The organism is Chromohalobacter sp. 48-RD10, from assembly GCF_029889785.1.
In the GTDB taxonomy this organism is placed as follows: domain Bacteria; phylum Pseudomonadota; class Gammaproteobacteria; order Pseudomonadales; family Halomonadaceae; genus Chromohalobacter.
In genome coordinates this window covers 94408-111457 of record NZ_JARANX010000006.1, presented here as the reverse complement: position 1 = coordinate 111457, position 17050 = coordinate 94408, and the positions used below count along the sequence as shown (strand labels likewise).

Annotated in this window: 15 protein-coding genes; 9 read left to right on the top strand and 6 right to left on the bottom strand. The window is 60.7% G+C overall.

Annotation, left to right across the window (positions count from 1 at the left end):
• Window position 1 precedes the first annotated feature (1 nt).
• From OP496_RS08935 to OP496_RS08915, 5 genes are all read right to left on the bottom strand, one after another.
• Window positions 2-421, bottom strand: a complete 420-nt coding sequence (locus tag OP496_RS08935) for a GNAT family acetyltransferase (protein WP_280563247.1) — start codon at window positions 419-421, stop codon at window positions 2-4.
• A gap of 26 nt (window positions 422-447) precedes the next feature.
• Window positions 448-2499, bottom strand: coding sequence for an FUSC family protein (locus OP496_RS08930; RefSeq protein ID WP_280563246.1), 2052 nt, complete (start codon window positions 2497-2499; stop codon window positions 448-450).
• Window positions 2500-2506: 7 nt separating this feature from the next.
• The gene (locus tag OP496_RS08925; protein ID WP_280563245.1) at window positions 2507-3376 is read right to left on the bottom strand and encodes an efflux RND transporter periplasmic adaptor subunit; all 870 of its coding nucleotides are present in this window, start codon (window positions 3374-3376) and stop codon (window positions 2507-2509) included.
• Window positions 3377-3595 carry a DUF1656 domain-containing protein gene (locus OP496_RS08920; RefSeq protein WP_280563244.1) on the bottom strand — a complete coding sequence of 73 codons (219 nt, stop codon included), beginning with the start codon at window positions 3593-3595 and terminating at the stop codon, window positions 3377-3379.
• A 176-nt stretch (window positions 3596-3771) separates the two neighbouring features.
• On the bottom strand, window positions 3772-4710 hold the full coding sequence (locus tag OP496_RS08915; protein ID WP_280563243.1) for a LysR family transcriptional regulator: 939 nt from the start codon (window positions 4708-4710) through the stop codon (window positions 3772-3774).
• 250 nt (window positions 4711-4960) lie between these two features.
• Here OP496_RS08915 and OP496_RS08910 point away from each other — a divergent pair, with 250 nt between their 5' ends.
• From OP496_RS08910 to modC, 4 genes are all read left to right on the top strand, one after another.
• Window positions 4961-6940 carry a ligand-gated channel protein gene (locus tag OP496_RS08910; protein ID WP_280563241.1) on the top strand — a complete coding sequence of 660 codons (1980 nt, stop codon included), beginning with the start codon at window positions 4961-4963 and terminating at the stop codon, window positions 6938-6940.
• Window positions 6941-7098: 158 nt separating this feature from the next.
• Entirely contained in the window at window positions 7099-7896 is a 798-nt protein-coding gene (gene modA / locus OP496_RS08905; protein WP_280563240.1) for a molybdate ABC transporter substrate-binding protein, read from the top strand.
• On the top strand, window positions 7896-8591 hold the full coding sequence (gene modB, locus OP496_RS08900; RefSeq protein WP_280563238.1) for a molybdate ABC transporter permease subunit: 696 nt from the start codon (window positions 7896-7898) through the stop codon (window positions 8589-8591). Before modA ends, modB begins: the two co-directional genes overlap by 1 nt.
• A complete protein-coding gene (gene modC, locus OP496_RS08895) occupies window positions 8584-9678 on the top strand; it encodes a molybdenum ABC transporter ATP-binding protein (protein WP_280563237.1) in 1095 nt (364 codons plus the stop codon). Before modB ends, modC begins: the two co-directional genes overlap by 8 nt.
• Window positions 9679-9684: 6 nt before the next feature.
• Here modC and OP496_RS08890 read toward each other — a convergent pair whose 3' ends face one another.
• Window positions 9685-10548 (bottom strand): EamA family transporter, encoded by an 864-nt coding sequence (locus OP496_RS08890; RefSeq protein WP_280563236.1) that lies wholly within the window; start codon window positions 10546-10548, stop codon window positions 9685-9687.
• 70 nt (window positions 10549-10618) lie between these two features.
• Here OP496_RS08890 and OP496_RS08885 point away from each other — a divergent pair, with 70 nt between their 5' ends.
• The 5 genes from OP496_RS08885 (at window position 10619) to OP496_RS08865 (ending at window position 16952) form a co-directional block, all read left to right on the top strand.
• Window positions 10619-11104: a DUF192 domain-containing protein gene (locus OP496_RS08885; RefSeq protein ID WP_280563235.1), complete on the top strand. Its 486-nt coding sequence runs from the start codon at window positions 10619-10621 to the stop codon at window positions 11102-11104.
• 63 nt (window positions 11105-11167) lie between these two features.
• Complete coding sequence (locus tag OP496_RS08880; protein WP_280563234.1) at window positions 11168-11974, top strand: sulfite exporter TauE/SafE family protein; 807 nt, start codon at window positions 11168-11170, stop codon at window positions 11972-11974.
• A gap of 250 nt (window positions 11975-12224) precedes the next feature.
• On the top strand, window positions 12225-13202 hold the full coding sequence (locus tag OP496_RS08875) for a TAXI family TRAP transporter solute-binding subunit (protein ID WP_280563233.1): 978 nt from the start codon (window positions 12225-12227) through the stop codon (window positions 13200-13202).
• A 160-nt stretch (window positions 13203-13362) separates the two neighbouring features.
• Window positions 13363-15960, top strand: a complete 2598-nt coding sequence (locus tag OP496_RS08870) for a TRAP transporter permease (protein ID WP_280563232.1) — start codon at window positions 13363-13365, stop codon at window positions 15958-15960.
• Window positions 15961-16160: 200 nt separating this feature from the next.
• Window positions 16161-16952 (top strand): MOSC N-terminal beta barrel domain-containing protein, encoded by a 792-nt coding sequence (locus tag OP496_RS08865; RefSeq protein ID WP_280563231.1) that lies wholly within the window; start codon window positions 16161-16163, stop codon window positions 16950-16952.
• The last annotated feature ends 98 nt before the right edge of the window (window positions 16953-17050 follow it).

Sequence of the window (17050 nt, the reverse complement as noted above, 5' to 3'; positions counted from 1 at the left end):
GTCAGTCGTCGGCGATCAAGCGCTTGCCAAGGGTCACGAAGTCACCTTCGTCGTACCCTTGGCGGCGGTAATAGTCGATCAACGCGGGATGCTCGTTGCGAACCATCAGCATCAGCTTTGGGCAGCCCCGGGCCTGCAGGGCGCGCTCCACGGCGGCGAGTAATTGGCGGCCAAGGCCGCGGCGCTGGCAGTCGGGGCTGATTGCCAGATAGTGTACCCAGCCACGATGCCCGTCATATCCCGCCATGGCGCTGGCGATCACAGTGTCCGCTTCCACTCCGATCAGGAACAGGCTGGGATCTTCCGCGAGCTTGCGTGCGATGTCGCGGCGTGGGTCATTCCATGGGCGAGTCAACTCGCAGCGCTCCCAGAGCGCAATGACACTCTCTTCATCGACGGGCTGGAAAGGTCGAATCTGCATATTTATCTCTCGGATGGCGTTGGTCGTCAGGCGCTCTTGGTCGCGGAGATGGCCGGTGTCTGACGCTCGGCCATGACCTCGGCCTGACGGTCCAGCACCAGGACAAGTCGCTCAATCAACCCCTCGATAAGCTCGCGCGCGTCTTCCTCGATGCCGCCATGGCGCGCGATGGCGGCATCCAGCGCTTGGCCGGCCTCGTTGATGCCTTGGGGCGAGCGGCCATGGGCGCTGTCCTCGAAGCCGTTGGCCAGCGTGGCCAGAAGATGTTGCATGGCGTCGCGTACTGGTGTTGATGCATCTTCCAGGCGGTGGCGCAGGCGCAAGCACGAGCGCCCCAGATCGAGACCGTTGAGGCCGATCATGAACAGGTGGCGATGATCCTCGGGCAGCATGTCGTCATGCCGGGCGAGTTGCAGCAGACGGTCGGCCATATGGCCGCTGAAGCGGCTTTCGGCTTCATGCAAGGGTTGCTCATCGATATGCCGCAAGTCGTGGCTGATGGCGCCGATCAAGCGCCGGCGTCGAATTGGCGTGCCCAGGCCGGGGAGCAAGCGGAATCCCATCACCACGGCGCTGAGTCCGACGATGACGGCGATGGCACGATTGGCGAAGCTGTCGAATGAGAAGTCCATCCCATTGCCGGGCATGGTCAGCAGAATATTGAAGATAGTGAAGGCAAGGCAGTAGCCCATCAAGCGCGGGTTGGAAGCGCCAAGAAGCCCCAGGAACAGCGGCGTGACGAAGAGCATGGCGAGCATGGGAAACCCGTTGGCCTGCGAGAGCAGCACATGGCCGAACAGGAAGGCGCTGGGCAATGCAGCCAGCATGCCTTTGAAGAACATCATGCAGATCGTAACGGGATTATCGCGCGTGGCGAAAAACGCCGAGAACAGAGTGCCTAGCAGCATCGCGACCTGGCCGTTGTTCCAGTGTGTCTGCAACCAGAAGGTGGCCAGACATGAAAAGACCAGTCCCGCGCGGCCGGCATTTAGCAACGCCACGAGATGATCGCGGTGCCAGGACAGCGATCCGCCACGTAGTTGCTTGCGCCCTGGATGGGCAATGGCCTCGCGCGCGTCGAGCATGATCATGGCATGACCGAGTACCTCGCGCAGCGCTAGAAGCACACGCCGCTGCAAGGGATCGAGTTGCGTGTCGGAGTAGCCGTGAGCGCGCTTGCGCAGGTCCTGTAATTGGCGGCGTGCGGCGGGTACGCCTTTCACGTGCTCTGCATTGCGAAAGCCGTCGGCGATTTCTTTGGCCAGTTGATGCAGCGGCGCGTTGATGCGATCGCCGTGGTCGTGTAGCAACTGATAAAGCGCACCCAATGTGGCGAAGAAACGCAACGTGCGCCGGGTGAGCACGTGCGTGGCACGGATGCGACCGGCACCATCGGGGCCCTCGTAGCGCGCCGCCTGGCTGTCGGTTTCGAGCATCGTCAGCGGCTCGAGACTGGCGGTCAACGATTGCTGCATGACATCCAGCTCATCGCCGGCGTCGAGGCGTTGCCCGGCGTGCGTGAAGGCGTGATTGATCACCTCATCGGCCTGATTCGCCAGGTGGTCCTTGACGCGTGTAGGCCATAACAGGGCACTGACCAGGGTGGCACAGAGGGCGCCGAGCCCTAGTTCGGAGAGCCGTGCGATGGCGATATCGAAAATGCCGCTCGGCGGCTGGTTGGAGGAAATCACCACGATCAGCATCGCCGTGACGGCGCCCATGATGCAGCCGTAGGCAAAATTGTTGCGCAACAGCGAGCTGCCGTAGGCGCAGAACATGATCCATAGCGTCAGTGCCACCAGGGCGGGTACGCGAGCCTGGGCGAAGAAGGCCATGATCACGATGCCGACCAACGCACCGATGAGCGTGCCGCTGATCTGACAGATGCCCTTCTCGACGACCATGCCGCTCATTGGCCGGATCTGCAGGAAGGCCGCTGAGATCAACGCCCAGTAGGGTCGGTCGAGATCGCACCATAGCGCGATATAAAGCGCCAGCAGCATCGCCAGTGTGGTTTTGGTGGCGAACTGCAGTGACGCCTTCGAAGGGGTGAGGTAGGTTTCCAGCCAGGGCGACATGGGCGGCTCAGTCGGTATCCGTCTCGTCGACGATATGGATGGTAGCGGTCATGCCGGCACTGAGCAGCGTCTCGTCGGGGACTTCGTCGAGCGCGATGCGCACCGGAATCCGCTGCGCTAGCCTGACCCAATTGAAGGTTGGCTCGACCTGGGGCAAGAGCTGCTCGTTGGGTGAAGTATTGCTATCGGCGATCCCGCGACCGATTCCAGTGACATGGCCACGCAATTCGGTATCGCCGTTCATCAGCGTGATCCTGGCGGTGTCGCCTTCTTCGATACGTGACATCTTGGTTTCTTCGAAATACCCGGTCACATAGTAGGAATCCGCTTTGACCAGCGCCATCACTGCATTGCCGGCCGAGACGTAGTTGCCCTCGGTAAGGCGCAGATTGAGGATATGCCCGTCGGCGGGGGCCTCGACCACGGTGCGCTTCAGATCGAGCTGGGCGCTTTCAAGATCGGCTTGGGCCTCGTCGAGATTGGCTTTCGCCACGCGGGTATCGATCCGCGCGACTTCGCGATCCTCGCTGCTGATGGCCTGATTGCTCAGGTTGTTGCGTCGGCTCTCCTCATGTTGCTTGAGCTCTAACTTTGCCTTGTTCAATGCGACTATGGCCTGGGCCTTGTCGACGGCAGTTTGGTAACGCGACTGATCGATCTGGAACAGGGTCTCGCCTTGCTCGACCTGTTGCGTGTCGCTCACCGGCAGCTGACGCACCCAGCCCGAGACATCCGGGGCGATCGTGACGACGTCGGCGCGAACGCGGCCGTCGCGGGTCCATGGCGTATACAGGTAGTAATGCCAGAGCCAGACGCCGGCGGCGACGGCCAGTGCCACGATAACGAGAGTGATCAGCATGCGTAGCGGTGTGCGCATTTAAACGATTCCAGCAGTAGACGAGAAGGCAAAGGCGACGGCGGCGGTAATGATGACGAACAAGGCGACATCGAACCACGCTTCGAACCAAGGAACATGTTGCCCGACGAGTCGGTGCAATACGGTACGCACGATGAGTGCGCCAATGAACCCTAACAGGGTATAGAGAAGCAGCGGACTGAGATAAATGCCACCGACAGCGATTTCCTTGAGACCCATTCCCTCTCCCATTCGCCAAGGCAAGTGAATATGTGAGCATGCTATCTAAATGCGTGGCACCTGCACATCGGCATTCAGCATGAACCGGCGTCCACATGCACTCGTCTTTTATATGACCCGGTCTTTTAGATACACCGATTTTTTATAAAAGAGTACAGCATGCCATTTTGAGACTGTCAGTCTAGCGTGCAAACGCGCTCGGGAGGGATATGCGAATGCAAGCGCCAGCTATCCGGCACGGTCTGACGAATTTGTTCGAGAAGAGTGATGCTCTTGCGAGGTAAACGCCCGAACGGGTAAAGCAGGGTGATGGGAAGCGACGAGGGCGCCCATTCTTCGAGGCAAGGCGCCAGGCTGCCGGGATGATGCTGGAGTCGTTTCTCGGCCATCCAATGGGGAAGCAGACCCAGGCCGCGCCCTCGTGCGATGGCATCGATGTGCAGGGCGTACTGATCCACGTGCAGGCGTGACGGCGGCAGCGTGATCCGGGTTTCTCCTTCGCGGGCGTGATGTAACGTCACGCCTTGTTCGCTGGTACCGAGTAGATCGATCCAGGCGTGTTCGGTTAGTTCGCGGGGGTGACGAGGCATGCCATGGCGCCGGAAATAATCGGGGTGCGCATAGACCCCGCGACGCATGTAGCCAAGCGTCTCCTGCCGTAGACCACAGTCGGCGACGTTACCTAACCACACGCATAGGGTTTCGTCTTCAGGGCCTGTGGGCGGCGTCACACGGGTATGCAGATTCAGCCGCACGCCTGCGTGACGTGCCACGAAATCTTCCATCTGCTGGCTGAACCAGCCCCGCGCAAAGGCGTTATGTACCTCGACGGTCAACGTGCCGCTGACATCCGCGCGCAAGTCGTCGAGTGCTTGCTGTCCTTGTTCGGCGAGGTGCAGTATCTGCTGACTGTAGGCGAGAAAGAGCGTACCGGCTTCGGTGGGAAGAACGCGGTTGGCTTGGCGTCGTAGCAGCGGCTGACCCAGCCGTTCCTCCAACTGGCTGATGCGCCGACTGAGTGTCGACTTCGCGAGTCCCAGTTCTCGGGCGCTGGCGGTCAGGCTGCCGGACGCCATGACCGAGGCGAACGCGGTCAGTTCATCGAGATCGTGCATGCCTTAGGCCATTGTCAGCGTGGTGCGTGGAGTGGGTCATTATTCTGGCATATTGCACGACGTTTTTGAAAATCATTAACGCTTGTAACGGTATCTCGTTGTGTTGCGGATTGTGAAACGCCCTGTCCCGTGACCTGGCGTGCTCTCTGTGAAAGAATCTAAATGATAAAAATTCGCATTAATTATAAAAATATCATGCAAAAGCTTCGGCTAATGTCGGAGCGGGATTCATCAGGGAGAACAACGCATCATGTCCTATTATGTATGGCCGTCGGCGCTGGCACTCGCCATCACTGCGTTTGGCACGCCGCTGGCCTATGCCGCCGATGACGATGTCCAGCTGGACAATGTCGTCGTGACCGCTGCCGGGTACGCCCAGCAGGTACAGGACGCCCCGGCATCGATCAGTGTCATTTCGCGCGAGCAGCTCGAGAAAAAGGCCTACCGTGATATCACCGACGCCTTGCGTGATGTACCAGGCGTTATCGTCACCGGAGGCGGTCGTGGCGATAATGGCGCCGATATCAGCATGCGTGGCATGCCGGCAGAATATACCTTGATGCTCGTCGATGGGCGCCGACAGGCGTCGCGGGAGTCGCGTCCCAATGGGAGCGCGGGATTCGAACAGGACTGGTTGCCGCCACTGCAGGCCATTGAGCGGATCGAGGTCATTCGTGGGCCGATGTCGACGCTTTATGGCTCGGATGCGATCGGTGGGGTCATCAACGTCATCACGCGCAAGGTGGCCGACGACTGGCATGGCAACGTACGCGCCGAAGCCACGCTTCAGGAAGACAGCGACTCGGGCAATGCCAATCAGGGTCAGTTTTATGTTGCTGGGCCGTTAGTCGACGATCTGCTGGGTCTGCAGGTTTATAGCCAGTACCAGAAGCGTGAGGAAGATGACATCGAGCAAGGCTACGAAGACAAGGATCTACAGAGCCTGACCGCCCAGTTTTCGCTGACCCCGAGTGAGAATCACGATTTCGGCGTTGAGGTGGGCAAGGAGACACAGGATCGCGCGTCGCATGCCGGAAAGTCAGCTCCGGCAGAGGGATGTCGAGGCGGTTGTACCGATAGCTACTCCGAGCATGACCGAGAACATTACGCGCTGACCCATACCGGGCGCTGGGGATTTGCCACCTCGGACAGTTACATCCAGCGAGAGTCCACCGATAACAAGTCGCGTGATATCGAGATATCCAACACCGTGGCGAACACCCAGTGGGTACTCCCATTGTCGCATCATATTGTGACGATCGGCGCTAGCTATGAGAAAGAAGAGCTCGATGATCAGAACACCAACCAGATTTCCGACCGGACCCACGTCAGTAACGATCAGTGGGCGCTGTTTGCTGAGGATGAATGGTTATTGACGCGAGATTTCTCATTGACTGGCGGGGTGCGCCTGGATGACAACGAAAACTATGGTAGCCATATCAGCCCGCGTCTGTATGGGGTTTGGCAGGCGGCGCCGCGCTGGACATTGAAAGGTGGTGTCTCTACGGGGTATCGCGCCCCGGGGCTGCGTGAGGTAACGGCTGATTGGGGGGCCATTAGCCGTGGAGGAACCACCTATGGCAATCCGGATCTCGAGCCTGAGACATCGCTCAACAAGGAGCTTGCCTTGTTGTATAGCGCCCCACGCGGTTTGAATGCCAGTGTGACGCTGTTTCACAACGACTTCGACGACAAGATCACTCGGCTACGTTGTGGGTCGGCCACGGCGTGCCCTCCGGTGACCCAGTTCGATACCGACGACGACGGCAACCTTCGCACCAATACCCGCATCAATGTCGACGAGGCCGTGACGCAAGGCGTAGAGCTCTCGCTGTCGTCGCCGTTGACCGAGACGTTGACCTTGTCGACGAGCTATACCTACACCGATTCCGAGCAGAAAAGCGGCGAATACGAAGGCAATCCGTTGACCCAGTTGCCCAAACATCAGTTCAGCGGCACGCTGGACTGGGCGCCGACGGCGCGACTCAACGCCTGGACCCGTCTGACCTATCGTGGCAAGGAGAGCCAGCCCGTCGAGGGGCCCTCCTCCAATACGACCCGAGCGCCGTCCTACACTTTCGTGGACAGTGGCGGCTCATGGCGGGTGACCGAGCAGGCCAAGCTCATGCTCGGTGTCTATAACATGTTCGACGAAGACGTCGGCTATGACGAATACGGTTACGTAGACGATGGGCGTCGCTATTGGGTAGGGGCGAGCCTCGACTTCTAAGCATCGAACGAATGCTCGTATCGTGCAGGGAGGCTTCGGCCTCCCTGTTTCGTTCGGCACGGCTTCCTGGCGGGTGCCTGGGTTGTGGCCATCGCGCATGCTATTTTCGATAACTGATCACTCGTCATCCATATCAAGGTCGCTAAGCCCGGAGTGCTATGTTACGTCGTTCGCTGGTTCGCATTTGTATCGTCCATGCCTTGGCCCTGTCGCTGGGCATGGCAAGCCTTTCGGCGCTGGCCGCCGAGCGTGTCAAAGTCTTTGCTGCGGCCTCGCTGACCGATGCCGTCGGTGCGCTGGCCGAGGCCTACGAGCGCGATCACGATGTCGATATCGTGCCCGTCTATGCCGCGTCGTCGACCTTGGCCCGGCAGATCGCCAACGGTGCGCCGGCGGCTGTGTATCTCTCGGCTAACGAGCGCTGGATGGATTGGCTCGGTGCGCAAGATGGGATCACGCTGTCGCATCGTCACGATGTGCTGGGCAATCGCCTCGCGCTGATTGCGCCTCGGGACAGCGATCTTGACCGTTTAACCTTGGATGAGACCGCCTCGATCGCCGAACGGTTGGGAGAGGGGCGTTTGGCACTCGGCAACCCGGAGCATGTCCCCGCAGGTATCTATGCCAAGCAGGCGCTGACATCGCTGGGTCAGTGGCAAGCGCTCGCGCCACGTTTGGCGCGTGCCGACAACGTGCGCAGTGCATTGGCGCTGGTCGAGCGCGGCGAGGCGCCATTGGGTATCGTCTATTCTAGCGATGCCCAGGCCAGCGATAAGGTCAAGACGCTGGGCACCTTTCCCGACGCTTCTCATGACCCGATCGTCTATCCAGTGGCGTTGATCGGCGAGTCACCCAGTGAGGAGGCCGCGGCGTTGGCCAAGTGGCTGGAAAGTGACGAGGCGAGCGCCATCTTCCAGCGTTTCGGCTTTGCGACGCTGAGCGCCGGGGATAGCTGATGCTGACACCGCTGGAATGGGAGGCACTGGCTCTGAGCCTGCGTGTTTCCGGTGTCGCGGTGGCCGCGATTCTGTTGCCGGGGCTGGGCATGGCCTACGTGCTGGCACGCTTCGACTTCCCCGGCAAGACACTTCTCGACGGTATCGTGCATTTGCCGCTGGTGCTGCCCCCGGTCGTGGTGGGGTATCTGCTGCTGGTGTCGCTGGGGCGACAAGGCTCGCTGGGCCAATGGCTGCACGAAACGCTTGGCGTGAGTCTGCCCTTTACCTGGCAAGGGGCGGCACTTGCCGGGGCGGTGATGGCGTTTCCCTTGCTGGTACGTGCCGTGCGCCTGTCGCTGGAGTCGGTCGATCGCAAGCTGGAGGAAGCGGCGCGCACGCTGGGTGCGAGCCGTTGGAAAACCTTTCTTACGGTGACCCTGCCGCTGATATTGCCGGGCCTTCTGACCGGCGGCGTGCTGGCGTTTGCCCGCTCGTTATCCGAGTTTGGTGCGACGATTACCTTTGCCTCCAACATTCCCGGTGAGACGCGCACCTTGCCGTTAGCGCTTTATAGCCTGGTGCAGACGCCTGGAAAGGAGGCCGCCGCAGCGCGGCTTTGCGTGATTTCGGTGATCGTGGCGTTGATCGCGCTGGTGGCGTCGGAGTGGTTGGCGCGGCGCGCACGCCGACGTCTGGAGGGACGCCATGCTTGAGGCGCAGGTCTTTCAGCGACTCGGGGCTTTCACACTCGACACTTCACTTGCGGTGTCGGCGGAAGGCGTCACGGCGTTGTTCGGGCGCTCGGGTAGCGGCAAGAGCAGCCTGATTCGATTGATCGCTGGATTAGAGGCGCCCGAGGCAGGCACCATTCGGCTGGGTGATACATGGCTGGTGGATACGCAGCGTCGCCGATGGGTGCCGCCCCATCGGCGCCAGTTGGGCGTCGTGTTTCAGGAAGCACGACTGTTTCCGCATTATTCGGTGCGCGGCAATTTGCGCTACGGCATGCCGCGCGCGGCGCGCGCGGATTTCGATGGCCTTGTCGAGCTTTTGGGGATCGGCCATTTGTTGTCGCGTACACCGGGGCGACTCTCGGGAGGAGAGGTACGGCGCGTGGCCATCGGCCGGGCGTTGTTGTCGCGCCCACGCATGCTGTTGATGGACGAGCCGCTCACCGGACTGGACGGCGCGCGCAAGCAAGAGCTCCTGCACTATATCCGGCGTCTGGCGCGCGATACTGGGGTGCCGATTCTCTTCGTCAGTCACGATACGCGTGAAATCGGGGCGCTGGCCGATCGCGTGGCATTGATAGAAGAGGGGCGGGTGATGGCGAGCGGTCCTGTGGACGAGATGTTTACGCGCCTCGATCTGGGGCCACGTACGGGGCGTTTCGAGGCGTCTTCGTTGCTCGAGGCGCGTATCGCCGCGCATGACGAGGCGCTTTGCTTGACGCGACTGGCGCTGCCGGGCATGGCCGAGGGCGAGACGCTGAGTGTTGCACGTCTCGAGGGAGCGGTCGGCGATGCGGTGCGCTTGCGCCTGCGAGCGCGCGATGTGGGCGTCGCCTCCACATGGGCGCCGCCGCTGCCGGATGTCGCCTGCCTACCGGCGACGCTGCGGGAGATCGGTGACGAAGCCCATGGCCCTTTCGTCGAGGTAATGCTGGATGTCGGCGGGCAGGCGTTGCGGGCGCGCCTCACCCGTGAAGCGGTTGATCAGATGGGACTTCATGCGGGCCAAGCGTTGCAAGCGCGGCTGCGCAGCGTGACGATCTCTCGCCATGATGTGGTCGTGACATAAGGGCCTTCAGGGCGCGGCGCGAGCACGCTGCCTTCCCGGCAGGTTGATCACCGCCAGCCCGGCGATGACCAGCGCCCCGCCGAGCAGCTTGTGACTATCCAGGTCATCGCCGAGCAGCCAGACGCCGAGAAAAACGGCGATGACCGGCATCAACAACGTCAGCGGAACGACCCGGTTGACCGGGTGGCGGCGCAGCAGCGAATACCACAAGCCATAGGCGATGATCGACGACATCACCGCCGTGTAGAATACCGCGCCCCAGCCGATCCAGCCGGCATGGCGAAGCGCTTGCATGTGCTGAGTCTCGAAAAGCCAACTGGCCAATGCGACCTGGGGAATCGCGAACAGCGCGATCCACCCGGCCAGCGTCAGCGGCGAGATGGCCGGCGCACGCTTGATGATCAACGTCGACACCGCCCAGGCCAGGGCGCTGGTCAAGAGCGTCAACGTAGCCGTCACATTAGGCAACGCCGGCCCGCCGGCGAGCACCACCGCGCCGGCGAAGGCGAGCAACAAGCCGAGCAACCGGCGCAGGTCGAGATGCTCCTTGAAGAAGACGGCGGCGAGCAAGGTGGCAAAGGGCGTACCCATCTGTACCAGTAAGGCGCCGGTGCCGGCCTCGGCCTGCCCAAGGCCCAGGAATAGCAGTGGGAAATGCAGGCCCCCGAAGGTGACCGACAGCACCAGCAGCCACGGCAGTTGCCGTCGTGTTATGCGAGTAAAGGGTACGACCAGGGCGGCGACCAGCATGAAGCGCAGTGTCATCAACATCAGGGGTGGCATGTCGTCCACGCCGACCTTGATGACAATGATGTTGAAGGCCCAGATGACGATGACCAGAAGGCCGAGCAGGAGGTCGCGAAGTGGCACGGGGTATCCTTGTAGGCGAATGGCGTTAGGCATCATTCGCGTTGGTTGATAGAAGGCAAGAGGATAGCGTATGAAGCGGACATTGTACGTGTCGGGGTGGATGGTGTTGGGCTTGTTTGCGCTGACACTCGCGCCGGCGTTCGCAGAGGAACGCTCGACACTCGAGCGTGCCACTTTGGAAATTGCCGGAGAGACGCTGTCGGTGGAAGTGGCCAGGCAGGCCGAGGAGCGGGCCCAGGGGCTGATGGATCGCGATACGCTCGCGCCGGATGCCGGCATGCTGTTCGTTTATGAAGCTCAACAATCCGCCGAGACAGCATTCTGGATGTATCGCACGCGTATTCCGCTGGATATAGCCTTCCTGGGCGCGAACGGCGAGGTACGCGCCATCCGGCGCATGCTGCCGTGTCAGGCCGCTTCCAGCGCCGAGTGCCCCCGTTATGCGGCCGAGGTTCCGTTTCGCGCGGCGCTGGAAGTCAATGCTGGTTACTTCCGTCGACATGGCATCGAGGTGAGCGATCGTCTTCCGGTCGTGCCCTTGCTATCGCCACACTAGGCTGGCGGGCCGATGGTCGGCGCTGACGTAGCGTCGAACGTTCGATGATAAGGAGTGAGTAACGTGGATCCGATATGGTGGTTGGCTTATCTGGCCTTGGGCGGTGTGGTGGGGATTTTCGCCGGCCTGCTGGGGGTCGGCGGTGGCGGCATCATGGTGCCGCTACTGACATCGCTGTTCGCCCTGCAGGGTTTTCCGCATGACACCTTGGTACATGTGGCGTTGGGGACGTCGCTGGCCGCCATCGTACCCACCTCGCTGGCGAGCCTGCGAGCGCATCATCGTCGTGGGGGCGTGGACTGGTCGGTGGTGCGCTTCATTACACCGGGAATTCTGGTCGGCACTTTCCTGGGCACGTTTCTTGCTGCGCACGTGCCGACCACGGGGCTGGCGATCTTCTTCGCGTGTTTCATGGCGTTCGTCTCGACGCAGATGCTGATCAACCTCAAGCCTGCGCCTTCGCGGACCTTGCCGGGGCCAGCGGGCGTATCTGGCGTGGGATTGGGCATCGGCGGTATCTCCGCTTTGGTCGCCATCGGGGGCGGGTCGCTTACGGTGCCGTTTCTCACTTGGTGCAACGTCTCCTTGCGGCGCGCGATCGGTACGTCCGCGGCGGTGGGATTGCCGATCGCGCTGGCAGGGGCGGTCGGCTATCTGATCAACGGTTGGGGAGAGCCGGGGTTGCCCGTAGGGACGCTGGGCTTCGTCTACTGGCCGGCGGTGATCCTGATGTCGAGCGTGAGCTTCTTCACTGCACCACTGGGTGCTTGGCTCGCCCATCGTCTGCCCGTGTCCACACTCAAGCGCATCTTCGCGTTCGTCTTGATGGCGCTGTCAGTAAAGATGCTGTTCACCGTCTTGTCGGGATAGGCGTGGGTATTGGGTTAGACGATAGTCGAGTGCGGGCTCGATATGGCAAACGTCTGTTCCGGTTGGCGCAACGGGCGGTTATCATGCCTGCCGACTATCGGCTTTGGCACATATTGCCTAGGCTGAGTGCAAGGGAATTGAGTGCGCTGGAGTGTACTGCGTCCGCGGTGCTTTTCGGTCGCTCCCTGTTGCCGGTCGTGGCTTCGGCCTTGCGATCGGCTCGTCACAATAATGTTAAAGAGGTGCATGCATGAAACGTTACGCCTTTACCGCTGCGTTATTCTCCGGGGCCCTGCTGGGTGCCGCTGCGCTATCGACGCCGGCGATGGCTCAGGATCAGGAGCGCTTCGTCACCATCGGGACAGGTGGGCAGACAGGAGTTTACTACGTGGTGGGTCAGTCGATCTGTCGTCTGGTCAACCGCAACTCGGAAGACACCAACATTCGCTGTAACGCGCCGTCTACCGGTGGCAGCGTGGCCAATATCAACGGCATCAAGTCCGATGAGCTGAGCATGGGCGTCGCGCAGTCTGACGTGCAGTACCGTGCTTACAATGGCGAGGGTGACTTCAAGGAGCCGATGGAAGACCTGCGTGCGGTATTTTCTGTGCACGGTGAGCCGTTGACCGTTCTGGCGCGCAAGGATGCCGATATTAACGGGGTCGCAGATCTCAAAGGCAAGCGCGTCAACATCGGTAATCCGGGGTCCGGTCAGCGTGCCACCATGGAAGTGCTGATGGACGCCGAGGGCTGGGATACCGACGTATTCTCGCTGGCCTCCGAGCTGGGCGCCTCCGAAATGGCCTCGGCATTGGCGGATAACAACATCGATGCCATGGCGTACGTGGTTGGCCACCCCAACGGTGCGATTCAGGAAGCGACCACGACCGTCGATGCCAACCTCGTCCCTCTGAATGACGATGCGGTGGATAGCCTGGTCGATGAGTATCCCTACTACGCCAAGTCGGTCATCCCCGGTGGTATGTACAAGGGCAATGACGATGACGTCGAGACCTTCGGCGTCAAGGCTACCTTCGTGACCTCTTCCAAAGTGGATGACGATGTCGTCTACGAAGTGGTCAAGGCGGTGTTCGACAACTTCGATCGTTTCAAGCGTCTGCACCCGGCCTTCGCCAACCTGAAACCGGAAGAAATGATCTCCGACGGTCTCTCCGCGCCGCTGCATGAAGGCGCCAAACGCTATTATAAAGAGCGTGGTTGGTTGTAACGTTAGCTTGATGTCGTGCTAGACGATGCGCGGCCGCTTCGGCGCCGCGCATCGTTGGTTCTGGCCACGCGGTGGCGAATGAAACAAGCGACTGTGATGTGTTTTTTGGTCGGTCAGGGCACGCGAAGCACGCCCTGACCGACACCACCGGGACAACAGTATGCAAGACGATAAGTCGACAGCATCCACGCGAGAGGCCGAGCTTGAAGAACTGGCCGCCAACGAGACCGGGGCTCGTAAGCCCACCGGGCCGGTTGGCAAACTGCTGCTTTGCGTGGCGGCGGTCTGGTCGTTGTTCCAACTTTGGATCGCTTCGCCCTTACCTTTCGTATTTGGCTTTGGGGTGTTCAGTGCCACGGAGGCACGTTCCATCCATCTGGCCTTTGCCATCTTCCTGGCATTCATGTCCTATCCGGCCTTCAAGCGTTCACCGCGCGGCAGGGTGCCGTTGTTGGACTGGGGATTGGCATTGATAGGCGCCTTCGCGGCGTCCTACATGTATTTCTTTTACGAGCAGCTTGCACAGCGCCCCGGTGCACCGATCCTGCAGGATGTCATCATCGGTGTGATCGGTTTGTTGTTGCTGTTGGAAGCCACGCGGCGTGCGCTTGGACCGCCGCTGATGATCGTGGCCAGCGTGTTCATCGTCTATTCGCTGGCCGGCCCCTACATGCCGGGGATGCTAGCGCATCGCGGGGTGAGCCTTTATGGCCTGGTCAATCACCAGTGGCTAACATCGCAAGGCGTGTTCGGCATCGCCTTGGGCGTGTCGACCAGCTTCGTGTTCCTGTTCGTATTGTTCGGTGCCTTGCTGGACAAGGCAGGGGCTGGCAATTATTTCATCAAGATGGCGTTTTCGATGCTGGGCCACTATCGTGGCGGTCCGGCCAAGGCGGCGGTTGTCGCCTCGGGCATGACCGGTCTTATTTCGGGCTCCTCGATTGCCAATACCGTGACCACCGGTACCTTTACCATTCCCATGATGAAGCGCGTTGGCTTTAGTCCCACCAAGGCCGGTGCGGTCGAGGTCTCGTCGTCGGTCAATGGTCAGATCATGCCGCCGGTGATGGGGGCCGCGGCTTTCTTGATGGTCGAGTATGTGGGTATTTCGTATGTCGAAGTCATCAAGCATGCCTTCCTGCCGGCGTTGATCTCTTATATAGCCCTGATCTACATCGTTCACCTCGAGGCGCTCAAGGCCAATATGCGGGGGCTCGAGAGCAGCAATCCTGTACGCCCATGGCTGCAGAAAATCGTCGGTTTCCTGACCGGGCTGGTCGGGATCATGGCCCTGGCCCTGATCGTGTATTACGGGCTGGGGTGGCTGAAGCCGGTGTTGGGTGAGGCTATGCCATGGGTGGCCGCCGTGGGGCTGGCGGTGATCTATGTGGCACTGCTCAAGCTAGGGTCACGCTACCCCGAGCTTGAGCAGGATGATGCCAATAGCGATATCTCAGTGCTTCCGCAAACGCGGCCCACGGTAATGGTGGGGCTTTATTTTCTGCTGCCCGTCGTGGTGCTGGTGTGGTGCCTGATGGTTGAGCGGTTGTCGCCAGGCCTTTCGGCGTTCTGGGCCACCGTGCTCATGATCGTCATCATCCTGACGCAGCGCCCACTGGAGGCATTCTTCCGTGGCCGCGGCGCGCTGGGCAATGAAGTGAAGCGTGGCGTCGTCGATCTCTGGGATGGCTTGATCGACGGTGCACGCAACATGATCGGTATCGGCATCGCCACGGCGGCGGCGGGCATCATTGTCGGTGCCGTATCGCAGACCGGGGTGGGATTGGTACTGGCCGATTTGGTCGAAACGCTGTCTATGGGCAATTTATTGCTGATGCTCATGCTGACGGCGGTGCTGAGTCTGATTCTCGGCATGGGCCTGCCGACCACTGCCAACTACATTGTAGTCTCCGCGCTTTTGGCGCCGGTCATCGTCCAACTGGGTGAGCAAAATGGCTTGATCGTACCGCTGATCGCGGTGCATCTGTTCGTCTTCTATTTTGGCATCATGGCCGATGTGACGCCCCCGGTGGGGTTGGCCTCGTTCGCCGCCGCGGCGATTTCCGGGGGCGATCCCATTCGCACCGGCTTCCAGGCGTTTTATTACAGTTTGCGTACGGCGGCGCTGCCTTTCCTGTTCATTTTCAATACCGATCTGCTGTTGATCGATGTGAACTGGTGGCACGGCATATTGATCTTCGTGGTGGCGACGGGGGCGATGCTGATCTTCGCCGCCGCCACGCAGGGCTACATGGTAGTGAGAAATCGCTGGTACGAGAGCCTGCTGCTGCTGCTGGTGGCTTTCACGCTGTTCCGGCCCGGGTTCTGGATGGACATGATTCACGACCCGTATCGGGACATTCCGCCCGCACAGTTCGAGCAGGCGTTAGGCGCCATCGATGACGATAGCAACCTGCGTGTTCGTGTCGACGGTCTTGATGCCTATGGGTCACCGACCAGTTTCGTGATGCTGGTGCCGGCGCCGGAGGGAGACAGCGGTAGCGAGCGTATGCAGAACCTGGGCCTGACCTTGATGCAGGAGGATGGCAAGACGCTGGTCGACATGACCGACTTCAATAGCCAGGCGGAGAAACTGGGCTTCGATTTCGACCAGGAGATCGTGTCGATCCGTGCGCCCGTCGAGCGCTGGCCGAAGGAATGGATGTGGATACCGGGACTGGCGGTATTCGCATTCGTCATCTGGCTGCAGCGCCGTAGGCGGCCGACACCGAGCCGGCATGCCGATGCTACGGCGTAAACGGACGCTTTGCCGTTGCTGCGCCCGCCTCGAGAGAGGCGGGCGTTTTTGATGGTGGCTGTCGCTCGTTGACGATGTCTGTATGTTCGAATGCGCGCTCGAAACGGGAATGGCATGCCACTATCGAGGCGACCGTCGGTATTTTTTGCGACAATGCTCAGAAATATCCTCTCAATCCCTAGACTCCCAATGAGGTTGCCATGGCGACGCTTTCCGCGATTCACCTTTATCCCATCAAATCCACTGCAGGGCGCATGCAAGAATCGGCATGGGTCGGCTTGGAAGGGATAGTAGGCGATCGGCGTTTCATGGTCGCCAAACTCGATGGCACCTTTCTGACTGCCCGCACGCATCCTCAGTTGCAGCGCGTGACCGCGACGTTTGACGGTCAGACGCTGAGCTTGTCGCATCCGCAACTGCCCGCACTGGAACTGGCGGTAGGGAGCTTCGATCTGGCGACTTTCGCCACTACGGTATGGGCTGACGATTTCGATGCCTGGACCACGCATGCACGTCTCGATGCCTGGTTCAGCGAGGTGGCGGGAGAGCCCGCACGATTGTTGTGGCTGGGCGAGCAGTCCTCGCGCTATCGGCATTCCATCGAACAGCGCGTCAGCTTTGCCGACGGCTACCCGCTATTATTGATCTCCGAGGCCTCGTTGGCCGATCTCAACACGCGTACGGTCGAGCAGCATCTCATGGCACAGTTTCGCCCCAACCTGGTGATCGCTGATACCTCGGCGTATGCCGAGGACGAGTGGCGACGCATCCGTCTCGGTGAGGTTGTGTTCCGCGTCGATAAGCCTTGTGCTCGCTGCGCGATGATCAGCGTCGACCCCGCCACGGGCACATTCAAGGAGGGCCGCGAGCCCTTGCGTACGCTGGCCGGTTACCGGCGTGGTGAGGGTGGCAAGGTGTATTTCGGGCAGAACCTGGTTGCCGAAAACGAAGGCCGTGTTACGCGTCATGACCGCCTCGAGGTGCTGGAGTGAGGCGGATGGATCAGTCACGACAATCGCCAATCGCGTATGACATGCAAGCACCCTGTTGCGGTGGTAGGGTCATTGGTAGCGGTATGACGTTTTTGCTC